The organism is Sorangium sp. So ce119 (assembly GCF_051524405.1).
Classification (GTDB): domain Bacteria; phylum Myxococcota_A; class Polyangia; order Polyangiales; family Polyangiaceae; genus Sorangium; species Sorangium cellulosum_G.
Map to the genome: position 1 here is coordinate 9979539 of NZ_CP150310.1, position 19407 is coordinate 9998945.

16 protein-coding genes are annotated in these 19407 nt (G+C 74.3%); 10 read left to right on the forward strand and 6 right to left on the reverse strand.

Translation table 11 applies throughout. The features are described 5' to 3' along the window. Nucleotides 1–32: 32 nt before the first annotated feature. The 6 genes from WME76_RS37755 to WME76_RS37780 all read left to right on the forward strand — a co-directional run bounded on the left by WME76_RS37755 (nt 33) and on the right by WME76_RS37780 (nt 8530). On the forward strand, nt 33–446 hold the full coding sequence (locus tag WME76_RS37755; RefSeq protein WP_437962198.1) for a hypothetical protein: 414 nt from the start codon (nt 33–35) through the stop codon (nt 444–446). An 82-nt stretch (nt 447–528) separates the two neighbouring features. Beyond that, nucleotides 529–960: a hemerythrin domain-containing protein gene (locus tag WME76_RS37760; RefSeq protein ID WP_437957007.1), complete on the forward strand. Its 432-nt coding sequence runs from the start codon at nt 529–531 to the stop codon at nt 958–960. A gap of 55 nt (nt 961–1015) precedes the next feature. Next, nucleotides 1016–3913 (forward strand): protein kinase domain-containing protein, encoded by a 2898-nt coding sequence (locus tag WME76_RS37765; protein WP_437957008.1) that lies wholly within the window; start codon nt 1016–1018, stop codon nt 3911–3913. Nucleotides 3914–3921: 8 nt separating this feature from the next. Continuing rightward, nucleotides 3922–4665: a class I SAM-dependent methyltransferase gene (locus WME76_RS37770; RefSeq protein ID WP_437957009.1), complete on the forward strand. Its 744-nt coding sequence runs from the start codon at nt 3922–3924 to the stop codon at nt 4663–4665. Next, nucleotides 4662–5732: a lysylphosphatidylglycerol synthase domain-containing protein gene (locus WME76_RS37775; RefSeq protein WP_437957010.1), complete on the forward strand. Its 1071-nt coding sequence runs from the start codon at nt 4662–4664 to the stop codon at nt 5730–5732. The genes WME76_RS37770 and WME76_RS37775 overlap by 4 nt, the downstream gene beginning before the upstream one ends. A gap of 191 nt (nt 5733–5923) precedes the next feature. Then, nucleotides 5924–8530, forward strand: coding sequence for a hypothetical protein (locus WME76_RS37780; RefSeq protein WP_437957011.1), 2607 nt, complete (start codon nt 5924–5926; stop codon nt 8528–8530). Nucleotides 8531–8549: 19 nt separating this feature from the next. Here the strand turns inward: WME76_RS37780 and WME76_RS37785 are convergent, their stop codons facing one another. From WME76_RS37785 to WME76_RS37810, 6 genes are all read right to left on the reverse strand, one after another. After that, complete coding sequence (locus WME76_RS37785; RefSeq protein ID WP_437287008.1) at nt 8550–9149, reverse strand: class I SAM-dependent methyltransferase; 600 nt, start codon at nt 9147–9149, stop codon at nt 8550–8552. A gap of 5 nt (nt 9150–9154) precedes the next feature. Further along, nucleotides 9155–10198, reverse strand: a complete 1044-nt coding sequence (locus WME76_RS37790) for a glycosyltransferase family 2 protein (protein WP_437962199.1) — start codon at nt 10196–10198, stop codon at nt 9155–9157. 178 nt (nt 10199–10376) lie between these two features. Then, on the reverse strand, nt 10377–10622 hold the full coding sequence (locus tag WME76_RS37795) for a hypothetical protein (RefSeq protein ID WP_061619469.1): 246 nt from the start codon (nt 10620–10622) through the stop codon (nt 10377–10379). A gap of 326 nt (nt 10623–10948) precedes the next feature. Beyond that, on the reverse strand, nt 10949–11257 hold the full coding sequence (gene nuoK, locus WME76_RS37800) for an NADH-quinone oxidoreductase subunit NuoK (RefSeq protein ID WP_061606420.1): 309 nt from the start codon (nt 11255–11257) through the stop codon (nt 10949–10951). 3 nt (nt 11258–11260) lie between these two features. Then, a complete protein-coding gene (locus WME76_RS37805; RefSeq protein ID WP_061619465.1) occupies nt 11261–11776 on the reverse strand; it encodes an NADH-quinone oxidoreductase subunit J family protein in 516 nt (171 codons plus the stop codon). A 67-nt stretch (nt 11777–11843) separates the two neighbouring features. Beyond that, nucleotides 11844–12485, reverse strand: a complete 642-nt coding sequence (locus WME76_RS37810; protein ID WP_437957012.1) for a NuoI/complex I 23 kDa subunit family protein — start codon at nt 12483–12485, stop codon at nt 11844–11846. Between the two features lie 387 nt (nt 12486–12872). Here WME76_RS37810 and dapA point away from each other — a divergent pair, with 387 nt between their 5' ends. The 4 genes from dapA (at nt 12873) to glyS (ending at nt 19361) form a co-directional block, all read left to right on the forward strand. Further along, nucleotides 12873–13778: a 4-hydroxy-tetrahydrodipicolinate synthase gene (gene dapA, locus WME76_RS37815; RefSeq protein WP_437957013.1), complete on the forward strand. Its 906-nt coding sequence runs from the start codon at nt 12873–12875 to the stop codon at nt 13776–13778. A 29-nt stretch (nt 13779–13807) separates the two neighbouring features. Further along, nucleotides 13808–14659: a 4-hydroxy-tetrahydrodipicolinate reductase gene (gene dapB, locus WME76_RS37820; protein WP_437957014.1), complete on the forward strand. Its 852-nt coding sequence runs from the start codon at nt 13808–13810 to the stop codon at nt 14657–14659. A gap of 136 nt (nt 14660–14795) precedes the next feature. Then, nucleotides 14796–17114 carry a hypothetical protein gene (locus WME76_RS37825; RefSeq protein WP_437957015.1) on the forward strand — a complete coding sequence of 773 codons (2319 nt, stop codon included), beginning with the start codon at nt 14796–14798 and terminating at the stop codon, nt 17112–17114. Between the two features lie 147 nt (nt 17115–17261). Then, nucleotides 17262–19361: a glycine--tRNA ligase subunit beta gene (gene glyS, locus WME76_RS37830; protein WP_437957016.1), complete on the forward strand. Its 2100-nt coding sequence runs from the start codon at nt 17262–17264 to the stop codon at nt 19359–19361. Nucleotides 19362–19407 lie beyond the last annotated feature (46 nt).

The window sequence follows — 19407 nt, forward strand, 5'->3', positions numbered from 1 at the left end:
GGCACGCGTCACGATGGGTGTTCTTGGCGGTGATGGCCCTGACCACGCTCATGGCCTTGCCAGCGATGGCCTCCGCCCGCGAGACCAAGGTCGACTGGAAGAGCGTCGACGTCCCCGCGGGCGAGGGGCAGGCCCGGCGGGCGCGCGCGCTGCGCGGCCTGCTCGCGAGCGCCGCGAAGAAGGCGGACTTCGGCAAGGCGAAATCGGTCGTGCTCAGCGCCCGCGTCGTCGAGTTCACCTCGTCCACGCGGGGCGACGTCCACCGCGTGAGCTGCACCGTGGTCGGCCGCGTCGTCGGCGGCCCCACCGCCCGCTCGCGCATCTCGTTCGGCGGCAGGCCGAGCGAGCGACAGGCGCTGGAGAAGCAGGTCCTCACGATGGTCGCCAACGGCGTGGTCGGCAGGCTCGCCGCCATCGTCCGGTCCCGGGAGGCCGCGCGCGACTGAGCCGGACGGCCGCGCGCTGCTCCGATCGCGTCGGGACGCGCTCGACCCTCCGCGGGATCTGAACTACGAGGGTCGGCGCGTCATGGAACTGGACCGGATGGTGAGCGACCTCTTCCAGGAGGAGGAGCTCGCTCGCGACATGGCGAGGAAGCTCCTCGCGATGGCGCAGCGCTCCGCGGACGAGGCGAGCGCTGAACGCGAGAGCCTGCTCGCCTTCCTCCGCGGGCCCATGGAGCGGCACATGCGCTACGAAGAGGCCGCGCTCTTCCCGCATTTCCAGGCGCGCGGGCTCGCCGAGGAGGTCCAGGTCGCGCTGAAGCAGCACGCCGCGGTGCGCGACGCGACCGAGGCGCTCGCGCGCGCCGCGCAGGGCAGCGACGTCGCCGGGGTCATCGCGCACGTCGCGAGGCTGCTCCTGCACCATACAAATTTCGAGGGCGACTACATTTATCCGGAGCTCACCCATGACGAGTGGCGCGCGCTGATGAAGGAAACGGCTCGTCAGGAGATCTGAGACGGTGCGCAGGAACTCGACACGGATGTTCCCCTCGACGTAGGCTTTTGCCGCCGTGTCTATCGCAGCAGGTCAGGTGCTGAGCGAGCGCTACCGCCTCATCCGACCCGTGGGGCAGGGCGCGCAAGCCTCGGTGTGGGTCGCCGAGCACCTGGCCCTCAGCACGCACGTCGCCGTCAAGCTCATCGACCCCGACCTGGCGAAGCAGGAGGACGCGCGCGAGCGGTTCCGCCGCGAGGCCACGGCGGCGGCGCAGCTCCGCAGCGCGCACGTCGTGCAGATCCTCGATCACGGCATCGAGGGCGAGCAGCCGTTCATCGTGATGGAGCTGCTGGAGGGCGAGGACCTCTTCGACCGGCTCGCGCGCCGGCGCCGCCTCTCGATCCAGGAGACGTCGAAGATCGTGACGCAGGTCGCGCGCGCGCTCACCCGCGCGCACGGGGCCGGCATCGTGCACCGCGACCTCAAGCCTGAGAATTTCTTCCTCTGCGCGAACGAGGACGACGAGGTCGTCAAGATCCTCGACTTCGGCATCGCCAAGGTGGGCCACGGCAAGCGCGCCGCCCAGCGCACCACGGTCGGCACGCTCATGGGCACGCCGCACTACATGAGCCCGGAGCAGGTGAAGGGGCTCCGGGAGGTCGACTACCGCGCCGACCTCTGGGCGCTCGGCGTGATCGTCTACCAGTGCGTGACGGGCGAGCTCCCGTTCGACAGCGAGGGCGTCGGCGACCTGCTGATCAAGATCTCGGTCGGCGAGATCCCGGTCCCCTCGCGGGTGAACCCGGAGCTGCCGCCGACGTTCGACGCGTGGTTCGCGCGCGCGTGCGATCGCGATCCGGAGGGGCGCTTCAGCAGCGCGCGCGACTTGGCGGAGGCGCTCGCCCGCATCGCCGACCTGTCGACCGAGGCCCCGAGCAGCCTGAGCTCGCCGCGGCCGCCGCCGCTGCCGCCTCGATCCGCGCCGACGCGCCCGCCCGCGGCCCCGCCGCGGCCCGCGACGGGCTCGACGATCCCGAAGGCGCCGCCGCTGCCTCGGATGGCCGACCCCGACGGCGACGTCGCGGCAGGATCGTCCGATCGACGGCCGGGCGATCGGCCCGCGGCCGCTGCTCCGCTGTCGACGCTGCCGAGCGCGAAGATCCTCGCGCGGCCCAGCGAGCGGCCGCCGGCGCCGCCGCGGCTCACCGACAGGCCGCCGGCGCCGCCCGCGCTCGGCGAGCGCCCTCCGCTCAGCGAGCGCGCGCCGCTGTCGTCCCGGCTCGGCGAACGGCCGCCGGCGCCGCCGCGGCTCACCGACAGGCCCCCTGCGCCGCCGCGGCCCACGGAGCGACCTGCAGCGCCGCCGCGGCTCACCGAGCGACCTGCGGTTCAGGCGCAGCGCGGCGAGCAGCCGCCCACGTCGTCCCCGCTCGCCGAGCGGCCCCCGCTCGGCGAGGCCCCGCCGCTGTCCTCGCGGCGCGGCGAGCGGCCCCCGCTGCCCCCGCGGCGCGGCGACGCCGCCTCGCAGACGGCGACGCCGATCTCCACGGGGGCGCCGCTCGCCCGGACGCCGCCGCCCTCCGCGAGGGCACCGCTCACCGCGTCCCCGAGCGACGCGCAGCCGGGCGACGCGCCGCCGCTCTCCGCGAAGGCGCCGCCGAGCGGCGCGCGACCCGCGACCGCGCCGCCGAGCGGCGCGCGACCCGCGACCGCGCCGCCGAGCGGCGCGCGACCCGCGACGGCGCCGCCGAGCGGCGCGCGACCCGCGACGGCGCCACCGAGCGGCGCGCGACCCGCGACCGCGGACGGCAGCCTCGAGGTCCCGCAAGGATCGACGCCGCTTCCGCGCAGCGGAGCGCCCCGGCCGCCGGCCGACAGCGCGCCCTCGCTCGTCGACGTCGATATCGAGGATTTCGAAGAGGACGCGATCGACACCGACGTGGACGAGCCCTGGGTGGAGCCGTCCGCGCCCGCGGCGCTCGCGCCGCAGGCGGCCACGGCGCTCGCCTCCCCGGAGCCCGCGGCGCTTGCGCCGCAGGCGGCCACGGCGCTCGCCTCCCCGGAGCCCGCGGCGCTCGCGCCGCAGGCGGCCACGGACACGGCGGAGCCGGCGGACGCGGCGCCCCAGAGCGGCGAGGCGTTCGCGCTCGTCGTGCCGGCAGCGTCGGCGGCCGCAGCGCCGCCTCCGCCGCAGGCGCCCGCGCTGCAGGCGGGCGATCCGACGGAGGCGCCGAGCGTGCGCGGCGCGCCGCCGGGCCAGGCGCTGCCCGAAGAGCGTCGCGACGGCGTCGAGCCAGCGGCCGTCGGGGCGGTCGCGGCCCTGAGCGCCGCGCCTCCCGCCGCGCCGCGCGCGCCGCAGCCCCCCGAGCCGCCGATCGCGCGTGCGCCGGTCCCGTCGGAGCACGCTCCGGTCCCGCCGGAGCGCACCGCCCGCGCCGGCCAGACGCCGGAGCACTGGATGAGGGGCTCCACCGTGAACGGGATGGCACACGAGGGCGAGCTCCCGGAGTTCGACCCCGGCTCGCGCCGGCGCCGGCTCGCCCGCTGGGGAGCGCTCGCGCTGGTGGTCCTCGCCGGCGTCGCGGTCTGGCAGGTCGTTCGCCTGCGACTCCCGCCGCTGGGCGCGCCGGCGGCCGAGGTCGAGCCCGCGCCGCCGGCCGTCGCGACCGAGCCGGCGCCTCCGCAGGAGCCTGCGCCTCCGCCCAGCGACACGGCGCCGGCCGCGTCGGCGGCGCCGGCCGCGCAGCCGTCGGCGAGCGCCGCCGCGACATCGACCGCGCCGCGCAAGCGGCGCACGCCGCCGCCACCGCCGAAGAGGCCGCGGAAGCAGCCGGCCACCAAGGTGGATGACCTGACGATCGAGATCCCGGACCCGGTCCCGGAGCCGGCCGAGGCAGAGCCGACCTCACCCCCGGATCTGCCTCCCCCGAGCGAGCCGCCTCCCCCCGAAGCACCGACGCACGCAGAATAAAAGAGCGGATGGAAACGACGGCATACCAGCAGTACTCCGAGGAATCCGGCGACTGGTTGAGGAAGGGGAGAGCTCGGCTGCTGGCCCATCTGGTGCGCGAGTTCGCCCCCGCGCGGCGGCCGCTCGAGCTGCTGGAGGTCGGCGCCGGGGTCGGCCAGAACCTGAGCGTTCTCGCGGAGTTCGGCGCCGTCGACGCGAACGAGGTGAGCCCCCTCGGACAGGAGTCCATCGCGAAGGCCGGCGCGGCGAGGACGCTCTACAGCGCGCCGCTCCCGTTCGAGCTCGACCGGCGCTATGACGTCATCTGCGCGCTCGACGTCATCGAGCACATCGAGGACGACGGCGCCGCGCTCCGGTGGATCCACGATCACCTGAGCCCCGGCGGGATCTTCGTCGCCACGGTGCCGGCGTATCCGTGGCTGTTCAGCGATCACGACCGCGCACTCCAGCACTTCCGCCGGTACACCGCGGGCAGCTTCCGCGCCGCGCTGCCGGCCGACTTCCAGGTGGAGGCCTGCGCGTACTTCAACCAGCTCCTCTTTCCCGCCGCGGTCGGCTCGCGCGCCGTCTGGAGCGCCGCGCGCAAGCTGCGCCCGGGCCAGGGCAGCATGAAGCAGCCCTCGCCGAAGTCGGGCCTCGCCTCCACCGCGCTCGAGGCCGTCCTCGGCGCCGAGGTCGACCTCATCGCGCGCGGTTACCGGCCGCGCTTCGGGCTGTCGGTCTTCTGCGTGGCGAGGCGCCGGCCGACGTGAAGGACAGGCCCGCGCCGCTCGTCGACCTCCCTGCCGCCCCGCCCCCAGACGCCCCGCCCGCCCCCCCGAGGATCCCGGCCGCTCCGCCCGAGCCGGCGCCCGGCGCCCCCGGCCCGCCGCAAGGGATCGGGGGCCCGCTCGCCAGGGTGCGCGCCGCGCTGCGCCCGGTCATGCTGGTCGCCGCGGCGCTGTTCATCGGGCTCGCCGGGCGGGATCTCGCGCGCCGGTGGGAGAGCGGCGAGCCCATCGAGGTCCGCCCGGCGTTCGTGGCCCTGTCGGTGCTGCCCCTCGCCCTGGGCGCGGTCGTGCTCGGGCTCGCGTGGGCCTGGCTCCTCGAGGAGCTGACCGGCCGGTCCATCCCCCGCTGGCCGGCGATCGCCCTGCACATCGAGTCGCAGGCGGCGAGGTACATCCCCGGCAAGGTCGGCGTACCGCTGATCCGCATGCTCGGCGCGCCGCGCATCGGCACGACCAGCGCGGTGGTGGGGTCTTCCTTCGCCGTCGAGCTGATCAGCTTCGTCGCCGTCGGCGCCATCGTGGGGCTCGGCCTGCTCGCGGCGGGCGGCGAGCAGGTCGCGGGCGTGAGCGCGCTCATCGGGCGGTGGAGCCTGCCGTTGCTCCTCGCCGTGGGCGTGGTGCTCGTCGCGCTCATGACCGTGGATCGGGCCCGCGCGCCCGCGCGCGTGCGCAAGCTCCTCGCGGCCGAGGGGCGCGGGCCGCTCATGCCGGCGCGGCTGCCGCTCGCCCACGCGGCGTACTGGCTGACCTGGGCCGCGCACGGCGCCTGCGCGGCGCTCGCCGTCGGCGCGACGCCGCGCGCGGCGCTCGGCGGCTCAGGCCTCTTCGTGCTCGCGCCGATCCTCGGCTTCCTCGCGCTGGCCACGCCGGGCGGCATCGGCGTGCGCGAGGCGCTGCTCTCCGTGGGCCTCGCCCCGGCCGTGGGCCCCGCCGCCGCGCTGGGCGCCGCGGTGATCTCGCGCGCCACCTCGCTCGCCGTCGACGTGGGCGGCTGGCTCGCAGCGCGCCTGCTCAGCGGGCGGCGCGGGGCGGAATCCCGACCACAGTAGTCCCCTCTCGGGGCTCCGCCCCGAACCCCGGCGTCCGCTTCGCGGCCGCCGCTGGTTTCACGCCTCAGCGATCCCCTGGCGGGATCACTGACGCGCGAAACCGGCCCATTGCGCCGCGCCCGTCGCCGCGGTGCTTCGGCCATAAAACCTGCCTGGATTTCTGACACCCGGTACTAGGATGCGCGCCCGCCATGCTGGCTCGCTTGCGTGCTGCCCTCACCCCCGACTCGCCCCTGGCTCGCCTGCGCGCCGCCCTGACCTCCGACTCGCCCCGGCCGAGGCTCCTGCGCGGCGCCTTCGCGGCCGTCGCGTGCGTCGCGGGGCTCGCCTGCTACGCGTTCGCGGTCCACAAGCACATCCCGGTGCAGCACTGGCTCCTGTGGCGGCTCGCGCCGCTCTGGGGTTATTCGCTGCTGTTCCTGCTCTCCAGCCTCGGTATCGGCCTCGTGCTGCTGCGCCGGGCGGTCCGCCTCGCGCACCTGCCGCCGGTCGAAGAGGGCCTGTTCGGCATGGCGCTCGGCACCATCGCCTTCGTGTTCGGCATGTACCTCGCCGGCGCGGTCGGCTGGATCCGGCCCTGGTTCGGGCTCGCGCTGCCGGCGGCGCTCCTCGCGGGCGGCCTCCTCGAACTGCCGCGCTGGCTGTCGCGGTTGAAGGGAGATCTCGACGCCTCGATCACGCCGAGGGGGGCAATGCGCTGGCTGTGGCTCGCGGCCACGGGCGTGGGCGCCGTGGGCTTCGTGCTCCTCTACCTGATGTCGCTGACCCCGGAGTCCATCGGCTTCGACGCGACCTGGTATCACCTGCCGATCGGGCAGGACTACGCGCGCGCCGGCCGCATCGTGCCGTTCTACGGGGACGTCAACCGCGCCTTCCCCCATTTTGCGAGCATGCTCTACGCCTGGGGCTTCAGCGTCCCCGCGATGATCGTGGAGCAGCGGTGGATGATGGCGCTCCACCTGGAGCTCGTGTTCGTCGCGTGGAAGGTGGTCGGCGTCGCGGCGCTCGCGCGGTACCTGCTGCAAGGCGAGCGCGTCCCCGGCCTCTGGGCGGCGTTCTTCCTGTTCCCGTCGCTGTTCGTCCACGACCAGAACCCCAGCGGCTCGGCGGACCATTTCCTGGGCTTCTTCGCGGCGCCCGTCCTGCTCGCGTCGATGCGCTTCGCCGAGCGCTTCGACAGGCGGTATGCCGTCCTGCTCGGCGCGTCCCTCGGGGGCGCGATGCTGGTGAAGTACCAGGCCGTCTACCACCTCGGCATGGCGGCGGCGATCGTCGTGCCCCGCGCCGCGTACCTGCTCGGTCGCGCGGCCTTCCGCGCCGCGAAGAAGCGCCGGCGCCCGCTCCTCTCGCCGCGCCGCGTCCTCGTCGCGGGGCTCATCGCGTCGGGCGTGGCGCTCGGCACGGCCGCGCCGCATTTCGTCAAGAACACGATCTATTACAACAACCCCGTTTATCCGATGGCGCAGCGCGTGTTCACGCGGTCGTACCCGCAACACGCGCGCTCCGCGGAGTTCATGGAGAAGGCGTACCCCAACAAGCCTTATTTGCCGAAGGGGAAGGGGCTGGAGCGGCAGCTCATCGCGGTCGGGAACTTCTTCTCGTTCTCGTTCTCCCCGCACTACTCGTTCACTCGCTACGTCCCGTCGATGGGCTCGCTCTTCACGCTGCTCCTGCCGACGTTGCTGGTCATCCGGGGCCGGCGCCGGCCGGCGCTCGCGGCCTGGGCGGCGTTCGCCGGCATCTGGGTGTGGGGCAACACGTACACCGCGGACCGTTACCTGCAGGGCCTGCTCGCGGTGCCGATCGCCGCCACGGCCGCGATGCTCGTCCGCACCTGGCAGCTCGGGACGGTCGCGCGGCTCGGCCTGGTGCCGCTCGTTGTGTTCCAGATCGTGTGGAGCGGCGACGTGCCCTTCTACTCCGGCCCCGACCGGCTGGAGCGCGCGCTCTCGCTGATCCGCTCCACGTACGAGAAGAAATGGAGCGACGCGCAGCGGTTCAAGTTCCGCGAGAATCATCGCGCGATCACCCAGGCGACCCCGCCGGACGCGCGCATCCTCGCGCGCAACTACCGCACGACGCTCGGCATCGAGCGCGACATCGTCTTCGATATCCAGGCCTGGCAGTCGCTCATCTTCTACGAGCCCGTGCGAGGGCCGCGCGAGCTCTACGAGCATTACCGGAGCGTCGGTATCACCCACATCCTGTATCCGCCGAACCAGCGCCCGCCGGACACGATCCAGGCGGCCGTGCTGTTCAACGAGCTCGTTCACCGCCACGCGACCGAGAAGCGCCGCTTCGGCAGCCTCCAGCTCGTGACCATGCCGAAGGAGCCGCCGCCGCCCGACGCGCTGCCCTACGAGGTGCTGGCGCTCGGCGCGCCGGGCTACGAGGACGGGCTCTATCCGGTCGAGGCGCTCCACATCCTCCCCAAGCTCCAGCCGCCCAAGGGCCAGGGACCCAAGCCCGCCCAGGCGTGGCCCAGGGACAGCGGGGCGCAGGCCGCGCTCGTCGAGGCCGCGGAGGCGGTGGTGGTCGGAAAGGACGCGGCGCGGCGCGGCCGGGCGCTGAAGCTGGACAGCGCGTTCTCCGCGGCGGAGCGCTTCAAGAACTACACGGTGTACCTGCGGGACAAGCGCAGCGCCGCCCCGGCAGAGGCGCCGCCGCCGGCGGACGCGCCGTCCGCGCCCGAGCCGGCCGACGCGCCGCCGGAGCCGGCAGACGCGCCGTCCGCGCCGGAGCCTTCGGACCCGGCGGATCCCTCGCAGGACGACGACATGGAGGACCCGGGCGGCTGAGCGCCCGGGCCCGGCAGGGCTACGGTCGCTGCTCGGCGAGCAGCACCGTCCAGGGGACCGGGCTCTTCACCTCGCGGACGGCGAGCTCGCTCCCCACGAGCGCCACGAGATCGCGGCGGCCGAAGTGCTGGATGTGGCCCGGCGTGTTGCCGAGATCGGCGAGGTACCGGCCGCGCAGCACGTTCAGCGCGCGCCACAGCGGCTCGCGCGGCGTGCTCGCGATCACCCAGCGGCCGGCCACGCGCCGCAGCTCGCGCAGCGCGCGCGCCGGGTCCTCCAGGTGCTCGAGCACCTCGCAGCACACGACGAGATCGAACTCGCGATCCTCGAACGGCAGCTCGTAGACCGACGCCTCCCGGAACTGGATGAGCGGATCCACGTCGGGCGCGACGCGCTCCAGCGAGACGTCGGTGGCCACGAACCGCTCGGGCCGCGGCGCGCTCGTCACGATGTGGTGGGCCAGCCGGCCTTCTCCGCACCCGACCTCCAGCACGGAGCGCGGCGCGACGCGGCGGTAGAGGTCCGTGACAGCGCCGAGGAACCCGCCCATCAGCATCCGGGCGACAGGGTTCTTCGTGCCGTACTTGTCGTAATGATTGCCGACGATGTTCCCCGACATGACCATCACCCCGCGCTCGCCCGCGCCTTGTGCACCTGCTGGTCGCGCCACGGCTTCGCGCCCGTGGTGTGGATGCCCTCCGGCCTGACGCCCGGGGCCCGCTGCGCGAGCTCGGTCTCGATCCGGCGCACGCGCATCAGCACCTCCTCGACGAGCCGGCGGTTCGCCGCGATGAGCTCGGCGAGCAGCGCCACGGCCACCAGGATGCACGCCACGACGACGGCGCCGGTGGCGACGATCAGCGACTGGATATAACCGCTGTAATCCGGGTTCTGGAGGTAGAAATAGAGAAACCGGACGCCGAGCGCGACGCCGAACACGAGCAAGATGGCCGCGACCCAGCCCACGAGCTGCACGGGGCGGTACATCGCATAGGCCCGGAACATCACCGGACCGGCGCGCCGCAGGTAGTCGGGGATCGACCGGAAGAGCCGCGACTCACGCGTCTTCGGGTTGGTCGTGATCTTCACGTTCTCCACGGCGAGGCCGCGGCGGCCTGCCTGGATCACGGTCTCCAGCGTGTAGGTGAAGCGGTTGTGCACGAAGAGCTGCAGCGCGGCCTTCCGGCTCACCGCGCGGAAGCCGCTCGGCGAGTCGGCGACGTCGGTGGCCGACAGGCGCCGGATGAGCCGCGAGCCCCACCGCTGCAAGACCTTCTTGAGCGGCGAGAAGTGCTCGATCCTGTCCGTCTGCCGGTCGCCGATCACCAGGTCGGCGCGGCCCTCGAGGATCGGAGCGACGAGCCTCGGGATCTCCGCGCCGCGATACTGGTTGTCGGCGTCGGTGTTCACGATGATGTCGGCGCCGAGCCGCAGGCACGCGTCGATGCCGGCCATGAAGCCGGCGGCGAGGCCGCGGTTCATGGCGAAGCGGACGATGTGGTGGATCCCGAGCTGCTCGGCCAGCTCGCTCGTCCCGTCCGTGCTGCCGTCGTCGATGATCAGGACCTCGATCTCGTCCACGCCGTCGATCGACCTCGGCAGGTCGGAGAATGTCTGCGCGAGCGTCTCGCGCTCGTTCAAGCAAGGGATCTGGATGATGAGCTTCACGGGGGATGTCGCGGCGCAGCGTAGCACGATGTGCGTCGAGGGATTCACCTCGGATCACATCGCGGCCCGCCTTCACATGTCCGCGTCGCTCCTCCTCGGAGCTACGGCGCCCGGGCGCCGTGCGTCGGAGGCGACGGCCCGCAGCCCCACGCGCCGGGACCGCGGACGATCGCCCGCGCTAGTTCAGCAGCTTCTTCGAGAGGTGCTTGACCGCCTCCTGCGCCGCCTGCCGCAGCGCGACCTCGACCGCCTTGGAGGACGTGTCGCCGCGCACGAGGATGGCGCAATTGTCCCCTTCGGCCTCGAACGATGCGAGGGGGAGCTCCGTCGCCGCCGCTGCAGCGCGGATCGGCACCTGCACAGCAAGCGAGCCGACCTCGAGCTCCACGAACCCCACCAGCTCCGACTTGGATAGGTTCTGCATGCTTCGAACGTGGGTCGCCCGCAGGGGCTTAGCAAGGTCAGGTTTTTCCTGCTTGTCGGTGGGATTGAGCTCCACCGGAACAGGCAGATTGCGCGCATGTCAAGCCTGTTCCCCCACGACAGCGCAGCCCAGCACACGCGGTCCGCAGGGCGCGCGACGCGCTGGTCCGGGCGTCGCGCGCGCCGCGTCGTCGATCGCGATCGCCCGCCGCCCATCGCTGCGCTCGTCGCGCCGCGCGGCGCGTCGTCCGCCTCGCCTCGCCGCGCGGCGCGACGAGCGCGGCGCGTCGTCCATCCCACGCTTCCGCACGGATGGCCGCGCTCGCGTCAGTGCTTCAGCGACGTGAGCTGGTCGGCCATGATGCTGCGGTGGCTGCGATAGACCTGGAGCACGATGGCCAGCGCGATCGCCGCCTCGCTCGCGGCGAGGACGATGATGAAGACCGTGAACACCTGGCCGGCCACGCCGCCCGCGACGAAGTGCTCGAACGCGACGAAGTTGAGCGCGGCCGCGTTGAGGATGAGCTCGACGCCGAGGAGGATGCCCACCGCGTTCTTCCGGGTCATCACCGTGAACAGCCCGAGACCGAAGAGCACGGCGGCCACCGTGAGGTAATGGATGAGCCCGATCTCCATCGCCTACTCCCGCTCCCAGGCGCGCTTGACGGCGCGGCGCGCAAGGACGACAGCGCCGATCATGGCGGCGAGCAGGACGATGGATCCGAGCTCGAACGGGAGCAGGTACTCGCCGAGGAACGCGTGTCCGAGCTTGGCCGTGGACGGCATCGCCGGCCGGGCCTCGGCGGGCCAGGGGGTCCGGGTCGCCACCCTGCCGAGCACGAGGAGCACCGCCGTGACGAGGACGAAGGCGACGGCGAGCCCGCCGCGCGGGTTCGAGATCTTCATTTCCTGGATGCGGCTCGTGAGCATCACGGCGAACAGGATGAGGATGAGCGTGCCGCCGACGTAGACGAGCACCTGCGTCGCCGCGAGGAAATCGGCCGACAGCGTGACGTACAGCCCGGCGACGCCGAGGAACGTGCCGAGCAGGGCCAGCGCCGAGTGGATGATGTTCCTGGAGAACGCCACGAGCCCGGCGGAGCCGAGCGTCAGCGCGGCGAGCCCCAGGAAGGCGAGTGTGCTCAGGGGGGGCATGTGGTGAGGCCCGCGACGTTAGATCGCTGCCCACCGCCCATCAAGCCATCAAGCGCGGCGCCCCGGCTCACGCGTCCGCCGCGCCGGCGTCCTCGGCCCCGCCCTCGGCGCCCTTCTCCTTGCCGCGCTCCTTGCGCCAGATGGCGCGCAGCTCCTCCAGCGCGGCGGGGTTGTCGCGCATGGCGCGCTCGCGGGCCTCGCGGGCGTGGGGCCCGTACTCGCCGACTGGCACCTCGCCGAGGTCCTTCGGCGCCTTGTACAGCGGCACCAGCCCCTCGGGGATGAAGCGGAAGGTGAGGTGATCGAGCGTCGGCGCCGCGCCCTCGAACTCGCGGGTGTGGCGGATCGCGCCGGTCGATTCGGTCTTGCACGCCTCGACGCAGAGGCCGCAGTACATGCACTTGCCCATGTCGATGTCGAAGCGGCTCATCGCCTGCTTCTTCGTCGCCGGGTCCTTCTCCAGGTCGATGGCGATGCACTCGATGGGGCACGCGCGCTCGCAGCGCTTGCACCCGGTGCAGATGTCCATCTGCACCTCGAGGAAGCCGCGGTAGCGCGGGGGGAGCATCTCGCTGACAGGGCGGTCCGTCTTGTCGGGATACTGGACGGTGATGGGCTCCCGGAACAGATGGGAGAACGTGACCGCCATCCCTTCCAGGATGGTAGTGGCCGCGCTGGAGATGCTCTTGATGTACTGGGCGAGATCCATGGCGGGGGGCTTCTCCGGGACCTGACGCGCGCGGGCATACGGCCCTGACGAGCGAGGTGCCACACCAAGCAGGCTAGCAGAATGCCGGCCTTCCTCGAGGCGTCCGAGGCGCGATCCGTCAGCCCCGCGGCGCGTCCGCCGACCCGCGCCGCAGGCCTTCCATGGCCGCGCCCGACCGGCGTGGGTCGACGGGCGCGCCGCGCCCGATCGGCGCGGAGCGCCGCGCCCGACCACGCGGCGCGCGCCGCCCGTCCGGCGCAGCGCGGCGGCGCCCGACCAGCGCGGCGCGGCGCGCGGCGCGGCGGGAACCCGCGGAGTGCGCGGAGGTCGTGGTGAACCTGTCCTCTCCTGTTGACGCGCACCCCGGGTGGCGATCATGGTCCCTTCATGACGCAGCTCCCCTTGTCGGGAACCCTCACCGCCCTGGTCACGCCGTTCACGCCCGACGGCGAGGCCGTCGACTTCCAGGCGCTGGACGCGCTGGTCGAGGCGCAGATCGCGGGGGGCGTCAGCGGGCTCGTGCCGTGCGGGACCACGGGCGAGTCGCCGACCCTGAGCGAATCGGAGACGACAGCGGTCATCCGGCGCGTCGTCGAGGCGGCGCGCGGCCGCGTGCCGGTGATCGCGGGGACGGGCTCGTTCTCGACGAAGAAGACGATCGAGGCCTCGCGCGCCGCGATCTCGGCGGGCGCCGAGGGCGTGATGATCGTGATGCCGTACTACAGCAAGCCGTCGCAGGACGGGCTCCGCGAGCACATGCTGGCCGTCGCGAAGGCGATCTCGGCGCCCATCGTGCTCTACAACATCCCGGGCCGGACCGGGGTCGACCTGTCCGCCGAGACGACCGAGCGCATCTGCGCGGCCGCGCAGAACGTCGTCGCCATCAAGGACGCCACGGGCAACGTGCTCCGCTGCCAGGAGCTCGTGCGGCGCCTCGGCGACCGGCTCACCGTGCTGTGCGGCGACGACTCGCTGACGGTCGCGACGATGGCGCTCGGCGCGAAGGGCGTCATCAGCGTCACGTCGAACGTGCTGCCGCGCGAGACGAGCGCGGTGACCCGGCGGTTCCTGGCCGGCGACCTCGCGGGCGCGCGGGCGGCGCACCTCGCGCTGCTCGAGCTGCACGGGCTCATGTTCGTCGAGCCGAACCCCGCGCCGGCGAAGGCCGCGCTCGCCGCGCTGGGCCGCATGAGCCCCGCCGTGCGGCTGCCGCTGGCGCCGGCCGGCGACGCGACCAGGCAGCAGATCGCCGAGGCGGTGCGGCGGCTCGAGGCGAGGCGCGAGGCGACGTGAAATCGAACGGCGATCATCGAGGCGTACCGATGGGCGTGCTGCTGGGGGCCGCCGCGACCGAGGAGGCCCACTCGCTGAAGGTCGCGATCCATGGCGCGAGCGGGAAGATGGGGCAGGCGATCGTCCGGCTCGCCGCGAACGAGCGCGCGCAGGTCGTGGGCGCGATCGTGTCGCGCGGCTCGTCGCGCATCGGCCGCGACGTCGGCGAGCTCGCGGGGACGGGCACCATCGGCGTCGCGATGAGCGACGACGTCAGCGCCGGGCTGCTCGGCGCTGACGTGGTCATCGACTTCTCGCGGCCGGAGGCGCTCCCGCGGCTCCTGCACCTCGCGATGCGGGCCAAGGTCGCGGTGGTCAGCGGCACGACGCGCCTCGACGCCACCTGCGAGCGGCTGCTCGACGAGGCGGCGCGGCACGTGCCCGTGCTCTGGTCGCCGAACACGAGCATCGGCATCCACGTGCTCGCGGAGATCGCGGCGAGCGCGGCGCGGCGGCTCGGACCCGGCTACGACGTCGAGATCGTCGAGGTGCACCACCGCGCCAAGGTGGACGCCCCGAGCGGCACGGCCGTGCGGCTCGCGGACGCCGTGCGCGCGGCCCGCGGCGAGGCCGGCGAGGCGGCCGCGGCGCTCTCGGACGTGCACGGCCGTGAGGGCAACGTCGGCCCCCGCAAGGCGAACGAGCTCGGGATCTTCGCCGTGCGCGGCGGAGACGTCATCGGCGACCACACGGTCCACCTGCTCGGCCCCGGCGAGCGCCTGGAGCTCACGCACCGCGCCACGAGCCGGGATCTCTTCGCGCGCGGGGCGCTGCGCGCGGCGTGGCACCTGCACGGCAAGCCGCCGGGCCGCTACACGATGGCGGACGTGATCGAGGGCTGACGGCGACGCCGGGCAGCCGGACGAGGAGGCGGCGCGACGACGGGATGACGAGGCGGGCGACCCGCGCTCCGGCGGGTCGCGCGGGGCGCCACAATGTGGTCCGCGGCGTGGCGCCGCACTAGGCTGCCGCGCTCGTATGGAGACGCTCGCTGCGCGGATCGCACGCGCGGGACCCTTGCCGGCCCGGGACGCGGTGGGCTGGGTCATCCGCCTGGCGAAGCGCGTCGAGCGCCTGCACGGGCGCGGGACCGTGCACGGCCGGCTGTCGGCCGCGTGCGTCGTCATGGAGGGCGAGCCGTGCGCGTCGAGCGGGTGGCTCTCGGATCCGCTCGCGACGCCCGCGTTCGTGGGCTACCGCTCGCCGGAGCGGGCCGCCGGCGAGGGGCCGTCCCGCCGGGATGACACCTGGGCGCTCGCGGTGACCCTGTACGTGGCGCTCTCGGGGAAGCTCCCCTTCCCGGCCGAGAGCGACAGGGAGCTGCGCCGCCTGCAGGGCGCCGGCGCCGCGCCGCGGGTGACGCCGGCGGGCGAGGAGGGCGACGCGCTGTGGCGCGTCCTGGAGCAGGCGCTCGCGCGCGACGCCAGAGAGCGGATCGTCGAGGTCGCCGCGCTCCGCCGCGCGCTGGAGGCGGCGCGGTCAGGCGACGGCCTGGAGGAGCTGCCGCCGCTCGACGAGCACCCGCTCGCGGAGCCGGCGAGGACCGTGCCGGCGCCGCGCCCCTCGAGCAGCGGCCTGCGGGGCGCGTCGAGCTCGCAGCCGCCGCCGCGCAGGAGCGCCCCGCCGAGAGAGAGCTCCGGCGGCTCCCAGCCGCCGCGCAGGAGCGCCCCGCCCGGAGAGAGCTCCGGCGGCTCCCAGCCGCCGCGCAGGAGCGCTCCGCCCGGAGAGAGCTCTCGCGGCTCGCAACCGCCGCGCAGGAGCGCCCCGCCGGGAGAGAGCCCCGGCGGCTCCCAGCCGCCGCGCAGGAGCGCCCCGCCCGGAGAGAGCCCCGGCGGCTCGCAGCCGCCGCGCAGGAGCGTGCCGCCCGGAGAGAGCCCCGGCGGCTCCCAGCCGCCGCGCAGGAGCGCCCCGCCCGGAGAGAGCCCCGGCGGCTTCCAGCCGCCTCGCTGGAGCCCGCCGCCTCGTGGCCACGCGAGCTCGCTGCCGCCACACGGCGGGGGCGCCACGGCGCGCCGGACGCCGATCCCGCTCCACGGGCTCGCGACGCTGGGCCTTCGACCGACGGCGGGCGCGCCGACCACCCCGGTGCCCGAGGCGCCGGATCGCCCCGTGAACGCGCCCCCGGCCTCGCCTCCCGGTCCGTCGGAGCTCGCCAGCGCCTCGCCGGCAGGTGCCTCCAGCAGCCCGCCCGCGCCGGCAGGGTCGCCGGCGCGGGTTGAGCCGCCGGCCGTCTGGCCCGCAGCGGAACCGCCGTCCATTTCGCCCGCACTGTTGTTTTCCGCTGCGGGCGATGATGACGACGAGCCGGAGAGCCCGCCACCGCTGCGCGCTGTCGCTGTGCCGCTGTTCGCGGGCGACGAGGTGCCGCCGACCCCCTCGAAGCCGTTCGCGCTCGCGCCCGCCAGCGACGTCGCGCGTGTCCGCGCGCCCGGGCCCGGCGCGCCGCGCGCCCCGGCCGCGGCGCCGAGACCGCGCCGCGAGAGGCCGTCCGGCGCCCGCCGGATCGCGGCGCTGGTCCTCTGTGCCGTGGTCCTCGCCGGCGCCGCCGCGGCGGCCTGGCTCTGGCTGCGCCACCGCGATGCCGCGATGCCCCCGCCGCCCGTCCCGGCGCTGCCTGCCGCGCCCGCCGCCTGCGCCACCCCCGCGGAGCCAGGCGCCCCGCCGGCCGCTTCCGCGGCGGCGCACGACGCGGCCTCCGCGGCCACGCAAGACGCCGCCGCGGCGGCGCCTGAGCCGGTGGACGCCGGCGCGGCGAGCGCAGCGGCGATAGAAGCGGCCTCGGCGGAGTTCGCCGCGTGCATGACCCCGCTCTTCCCCGGCAAGAGCGTCGACGCCGCGACCGCGGGGCAGATGGCGTTCGTCTGCGCCGAGGTCGACCCGATGAAGGGCGTCGCCGCGCTGAAGAGCCACCTCGCCCAGGCCGCCGGGCCCACGGGGATCTCGGACGCGACGAAGGAATGGGGCGTGCTCCGCTGGTACGACATGGCGGCCCTCGCCGCCCTGCGCGCCCGTTGCTGCCACGCCCCGCCCCCCCTCGAGCTGCCCGGCACGCCGGAGGGCTGCCCGCCGCTCGACGCGGCGCTGAACGACCTCGGCGCGGCCGTCTCGTCGGCGTCCGCGCCGGACGATCGAGCGGTCGCGAAGGCAGCCCGGCGGTACACGCGGACGGTCCAGTGCATCGTGCGCGTCGGCGCGGCGAGCCACTACGGGCGCAAGAACAACCCGAACGGAGGAGAGGCTCGCGCCCTCAAGAAGGTGCTCGCGCGCGCCCTCCAGGACGCGGCGCCACGCCGCTGAGCCGCGCGGCCGGGCGCTCGGTCCGGCGTGGCCTGGCGTGGGGAGCGGCGCGGCGGTGGCGCGGCGAGCCGCAGCTCGAGGTGGCCCAGCGTGGATCGATCGACCGCCTCGCCGGACGGGCGGTTCTGGGGTAGCGTCCGCGGTCCCATGTCCAACGAAGCGAGCGATCTCCTGCTCGAAATCGGCGTCGAGGAGCTCCCCTCGTCGTTTGTCGAGGCCGCGCTCCGCGCGCTCCCGGAACTCGCCACGAAGCGCCTCGCAGAGCTCAGGCTCCGCCACGGCGCGATGCGCGCGCTCGGCACCCCGCGGCGGCTCGCGCTGCTCGTCTCCGCGGTCGCGGCGCGCCAGCCGGACCTCGAGGAGGAGGTCACCGGCCCGCCCGTCAAGGCGGCCTTCAAGGACGGCGCGCCCACGAAGGCGGCCGAGGCGTTCGCGCAGAAGCTCGGCTGCGCCGTGTCCGATCTGCGCCGCGTCGAGGGGCCCAAGGGCGAGTACCTCGCCGGCACCCGGCGCGAGGCCGGCAAGCCCGCGACCGAGCTCCTGCCGGAGGTCCTCGCGGCGCTCGTCGCGGCCATCCCGTTCCGGAAGTCGATGCGCTGGGGGACGGGCGAGTTCGCCTTCGGCCGCCCCATCCAGTGGCTTGTCGCGCTCTCCGGCGGCGACGTCATCCCCGTCGAGATCGCCGGCGTGCGCAGCGGCCGCGCGAGCCGCGGCCACCGCTTCCTCGCGCCGGGCGAGATCGCGATCGGCGCGGCGAAGGACTACGTCGAGGCGATGCGCGCGGCGCACGTGATCGTCGACACCGAGGAGCGCGCGCGCCTCATGCGCGAGCGACTGGTCGCCGCGGCCCGCGACGCCGGCGGAGCGCTGATCGAGGACGACTTCCTGATCGGCGAGAACCTCTCCCTCGTGGAGGAGCCGCACGTCATCGTCGGCAGCTTCGAGGAGCGGTTCCTCGAGCTGCCGGAGCGGGTGATCCTCGAGGTCGCGCGCGGGCACCAGCGCTACTTCGGCGTGCGCGACGCGAAGACGGGCGCGCTGCTCCCGAGGTACCTGGCGGTCGTGAACACCGCGGAGGCGCCCGAGACGATCCAGCGCGGCAACGACAAGACGATGCGCGCGCGCCTGTCGGACGCGCAGTTCTTCTACCGGGAGGACGTCAAGATCCCGCTCGCGAACCGCCGCGAGAAGCTCGGCGGCATCGTGTTCCAGAAGCGGCTCGGCAGCGTGCTCGCCAAGGCCGAGCGCGTCGAGCGGCTCGCCCGCGAGCTCGGCCTGCTCCTGATGCTGCCCGAGCCGACGCTGATGGCGGCCGCGTCGGGGGCGCACCTCGCGAAGTCCGATCTCGTCGCGCTGATGGTGGGCGAGTTCCCCGAGCTCCAGGGGGAGATGGGCCGCGCCTACGCGCTGGCCCAGGGGGTCAGCCCCGACGTCGCCGACGTGATCCGCGATCACTACCTGCCCAGGGGCGCCGCGGACGCGACCGCGCCGACGAACGCCGGCGCGCTGGTCGCGATCGCCGACCGCCTCGACACGCTCGTCGGCTGCTTCTCGATCGGGCTCATCCCCACGAGCACCGCCGACCCGTACGGCCTGCGCCGCGCCTGCCTCGGCGTGCTGCGGACGCTGCTGGATCGCGAGCTCGATCTGCGCCTCGGCGCCGCGTTCAGCGCCGCGTACGACGGCTACGCGGGCGTGGAGCTCAGCGCCTCGCGCGAGGAGCTCACGGCGCGCCTCGGCGAGTTCTTCGCCGAGCGGCTGCGGGGCCTCTTGTCGGACCGGCTCCCGCAGGACGCGGTCCTCGCGTGCCTGCGCGTGGCCGCGGACCGCCCGCTCGACCTCCGGGCGCGCGTGCGCGCGATCGACGCGCTCAGCCCCGACGTGCGCGCGCGGGTCGGCGAGGTGTTCAAGCGGGCGACGAACATCGCGGACAAGGCGCCTCCGGGCGAGCCGGTCGCGCCGTTCGGGCAGGAGGTGCACGCGAGCGAGACGGCGCTCTTCGCGGGGTACCTCAAGCTGCGGGAGCAGATCGCGTCGGACGTGAAGAGCGGCGCGTACGACGCTGCGTTCAGGGCGGTGGCGGATTTCGCGCCGCTTCTCCACCAGTACTTCATCGACGTGTTCGTGATGACGGACGACGCGGCCGTGCGGGACAACCGGCTGCGGCTGATGCGCGCGCTCTCCGAGACCTGCGCGAGCCTGGCGAGGCTCGAGCTCCTCGGTGAGGCGCCGCGCGCGGCGTCCTGACGAATTCCGTCGGTCACGTCCTGCCTACCGACGTGACGCAATCGAT

Excerpts from the sequence above, each read along its gene's own strand:
- WME76_RS37755 (WP_437962198.1), top strand. The coding sequence starts at position 33 with ATGGCCCTGACCACGCTCATGGCCTTGCCAGCGATGGCCTCCGCCCGC.
- WME76_RS37760 (WP_437957007.1), top strand. The coding sequence starts at position 529 with ATGGAACTGGACCGGATGGTGAGCGACCTCTTCCAGGAGGAGGAGCTC.
- WME76_RS37770 (WP_437957009.1), top strand. The coding sequence starts at position 3,922 with ATGGAAACGACGGCATACCAGCAGTACTCCGAGGAATCCGGCGACTGG.
- WME76_RS37780 (WP_437957011.1), top strand. The coding sequence starts at position 5,924 with ATGCTGGCTCGCTTGCGTGCTGCCCTCACCCCCGACTCGCCCCTGGCT.
- WME76_RS37785 (WP_437287008.1), bottom strand. The coding sequence starts at position 9,149 with ATGTCGGGGAACATCGTCGGCAATCATTACGACAAGTACGGCACGAAG.
- WME76_RS37795 (WP_061619469.1), bottom strand. The coding sequence starts at position 10,622 with ATGCAGAACCTATCCAAGTCGGAGCTGGTGGGGTTCGTGGAGCTCGAG.
- nuoK (WP_061606420.1), bottom strand. The coding sequence starts at position 11,257 with ATGGAGATCGGGCTCATCCATTACCTCACGGTGGCCGCCGTGCTCTTC.
- WME76_RS37805 (WP_061619465.1), bottom strand. The coding sequence starts at position 11,776 with ATGCCCCCCCTGAGCACACTCGCCTTCCTGGGGCTCGCCGCGCTGACG.
- WME76_RS37810 (WP_437957012.1), bottom strand. The coding sequence starts at position 12,485 with ATGGATCTCGCCCAGTACATCAAGAGCATCTCCAGCGCGGCCACTACC.
- dapA (WP_437957013.1), top strand. The coding sequence starts at position 12,873 with ATGACGCAGCTCCCCTTGTCGGGAACCCTCACCGCCCTGGTCACGCCG.
- dapB (WP_437957014.1), top strand. The coding sequence starts at position 13,808 with ATGGGCGTGCTGCTGGGGGCCGCCGCGACCGAGGAGGCCCACTCGCTG.
- WME76_RS37825 (WP_437957015.1), top strand. The coding sequence starts at position 14,796 with ATGGAGACGCTCGCTGCGCGGATCGCACGCGCGGGACCCTTGCCGGCC.
- glyS (WP_437957016.1), top strand. The coding sequence starts at position 17,262 with ATGTCCAACGAAGCGAGCGATCTCCTGCTCGAAATCGGCGTCGAGGAG.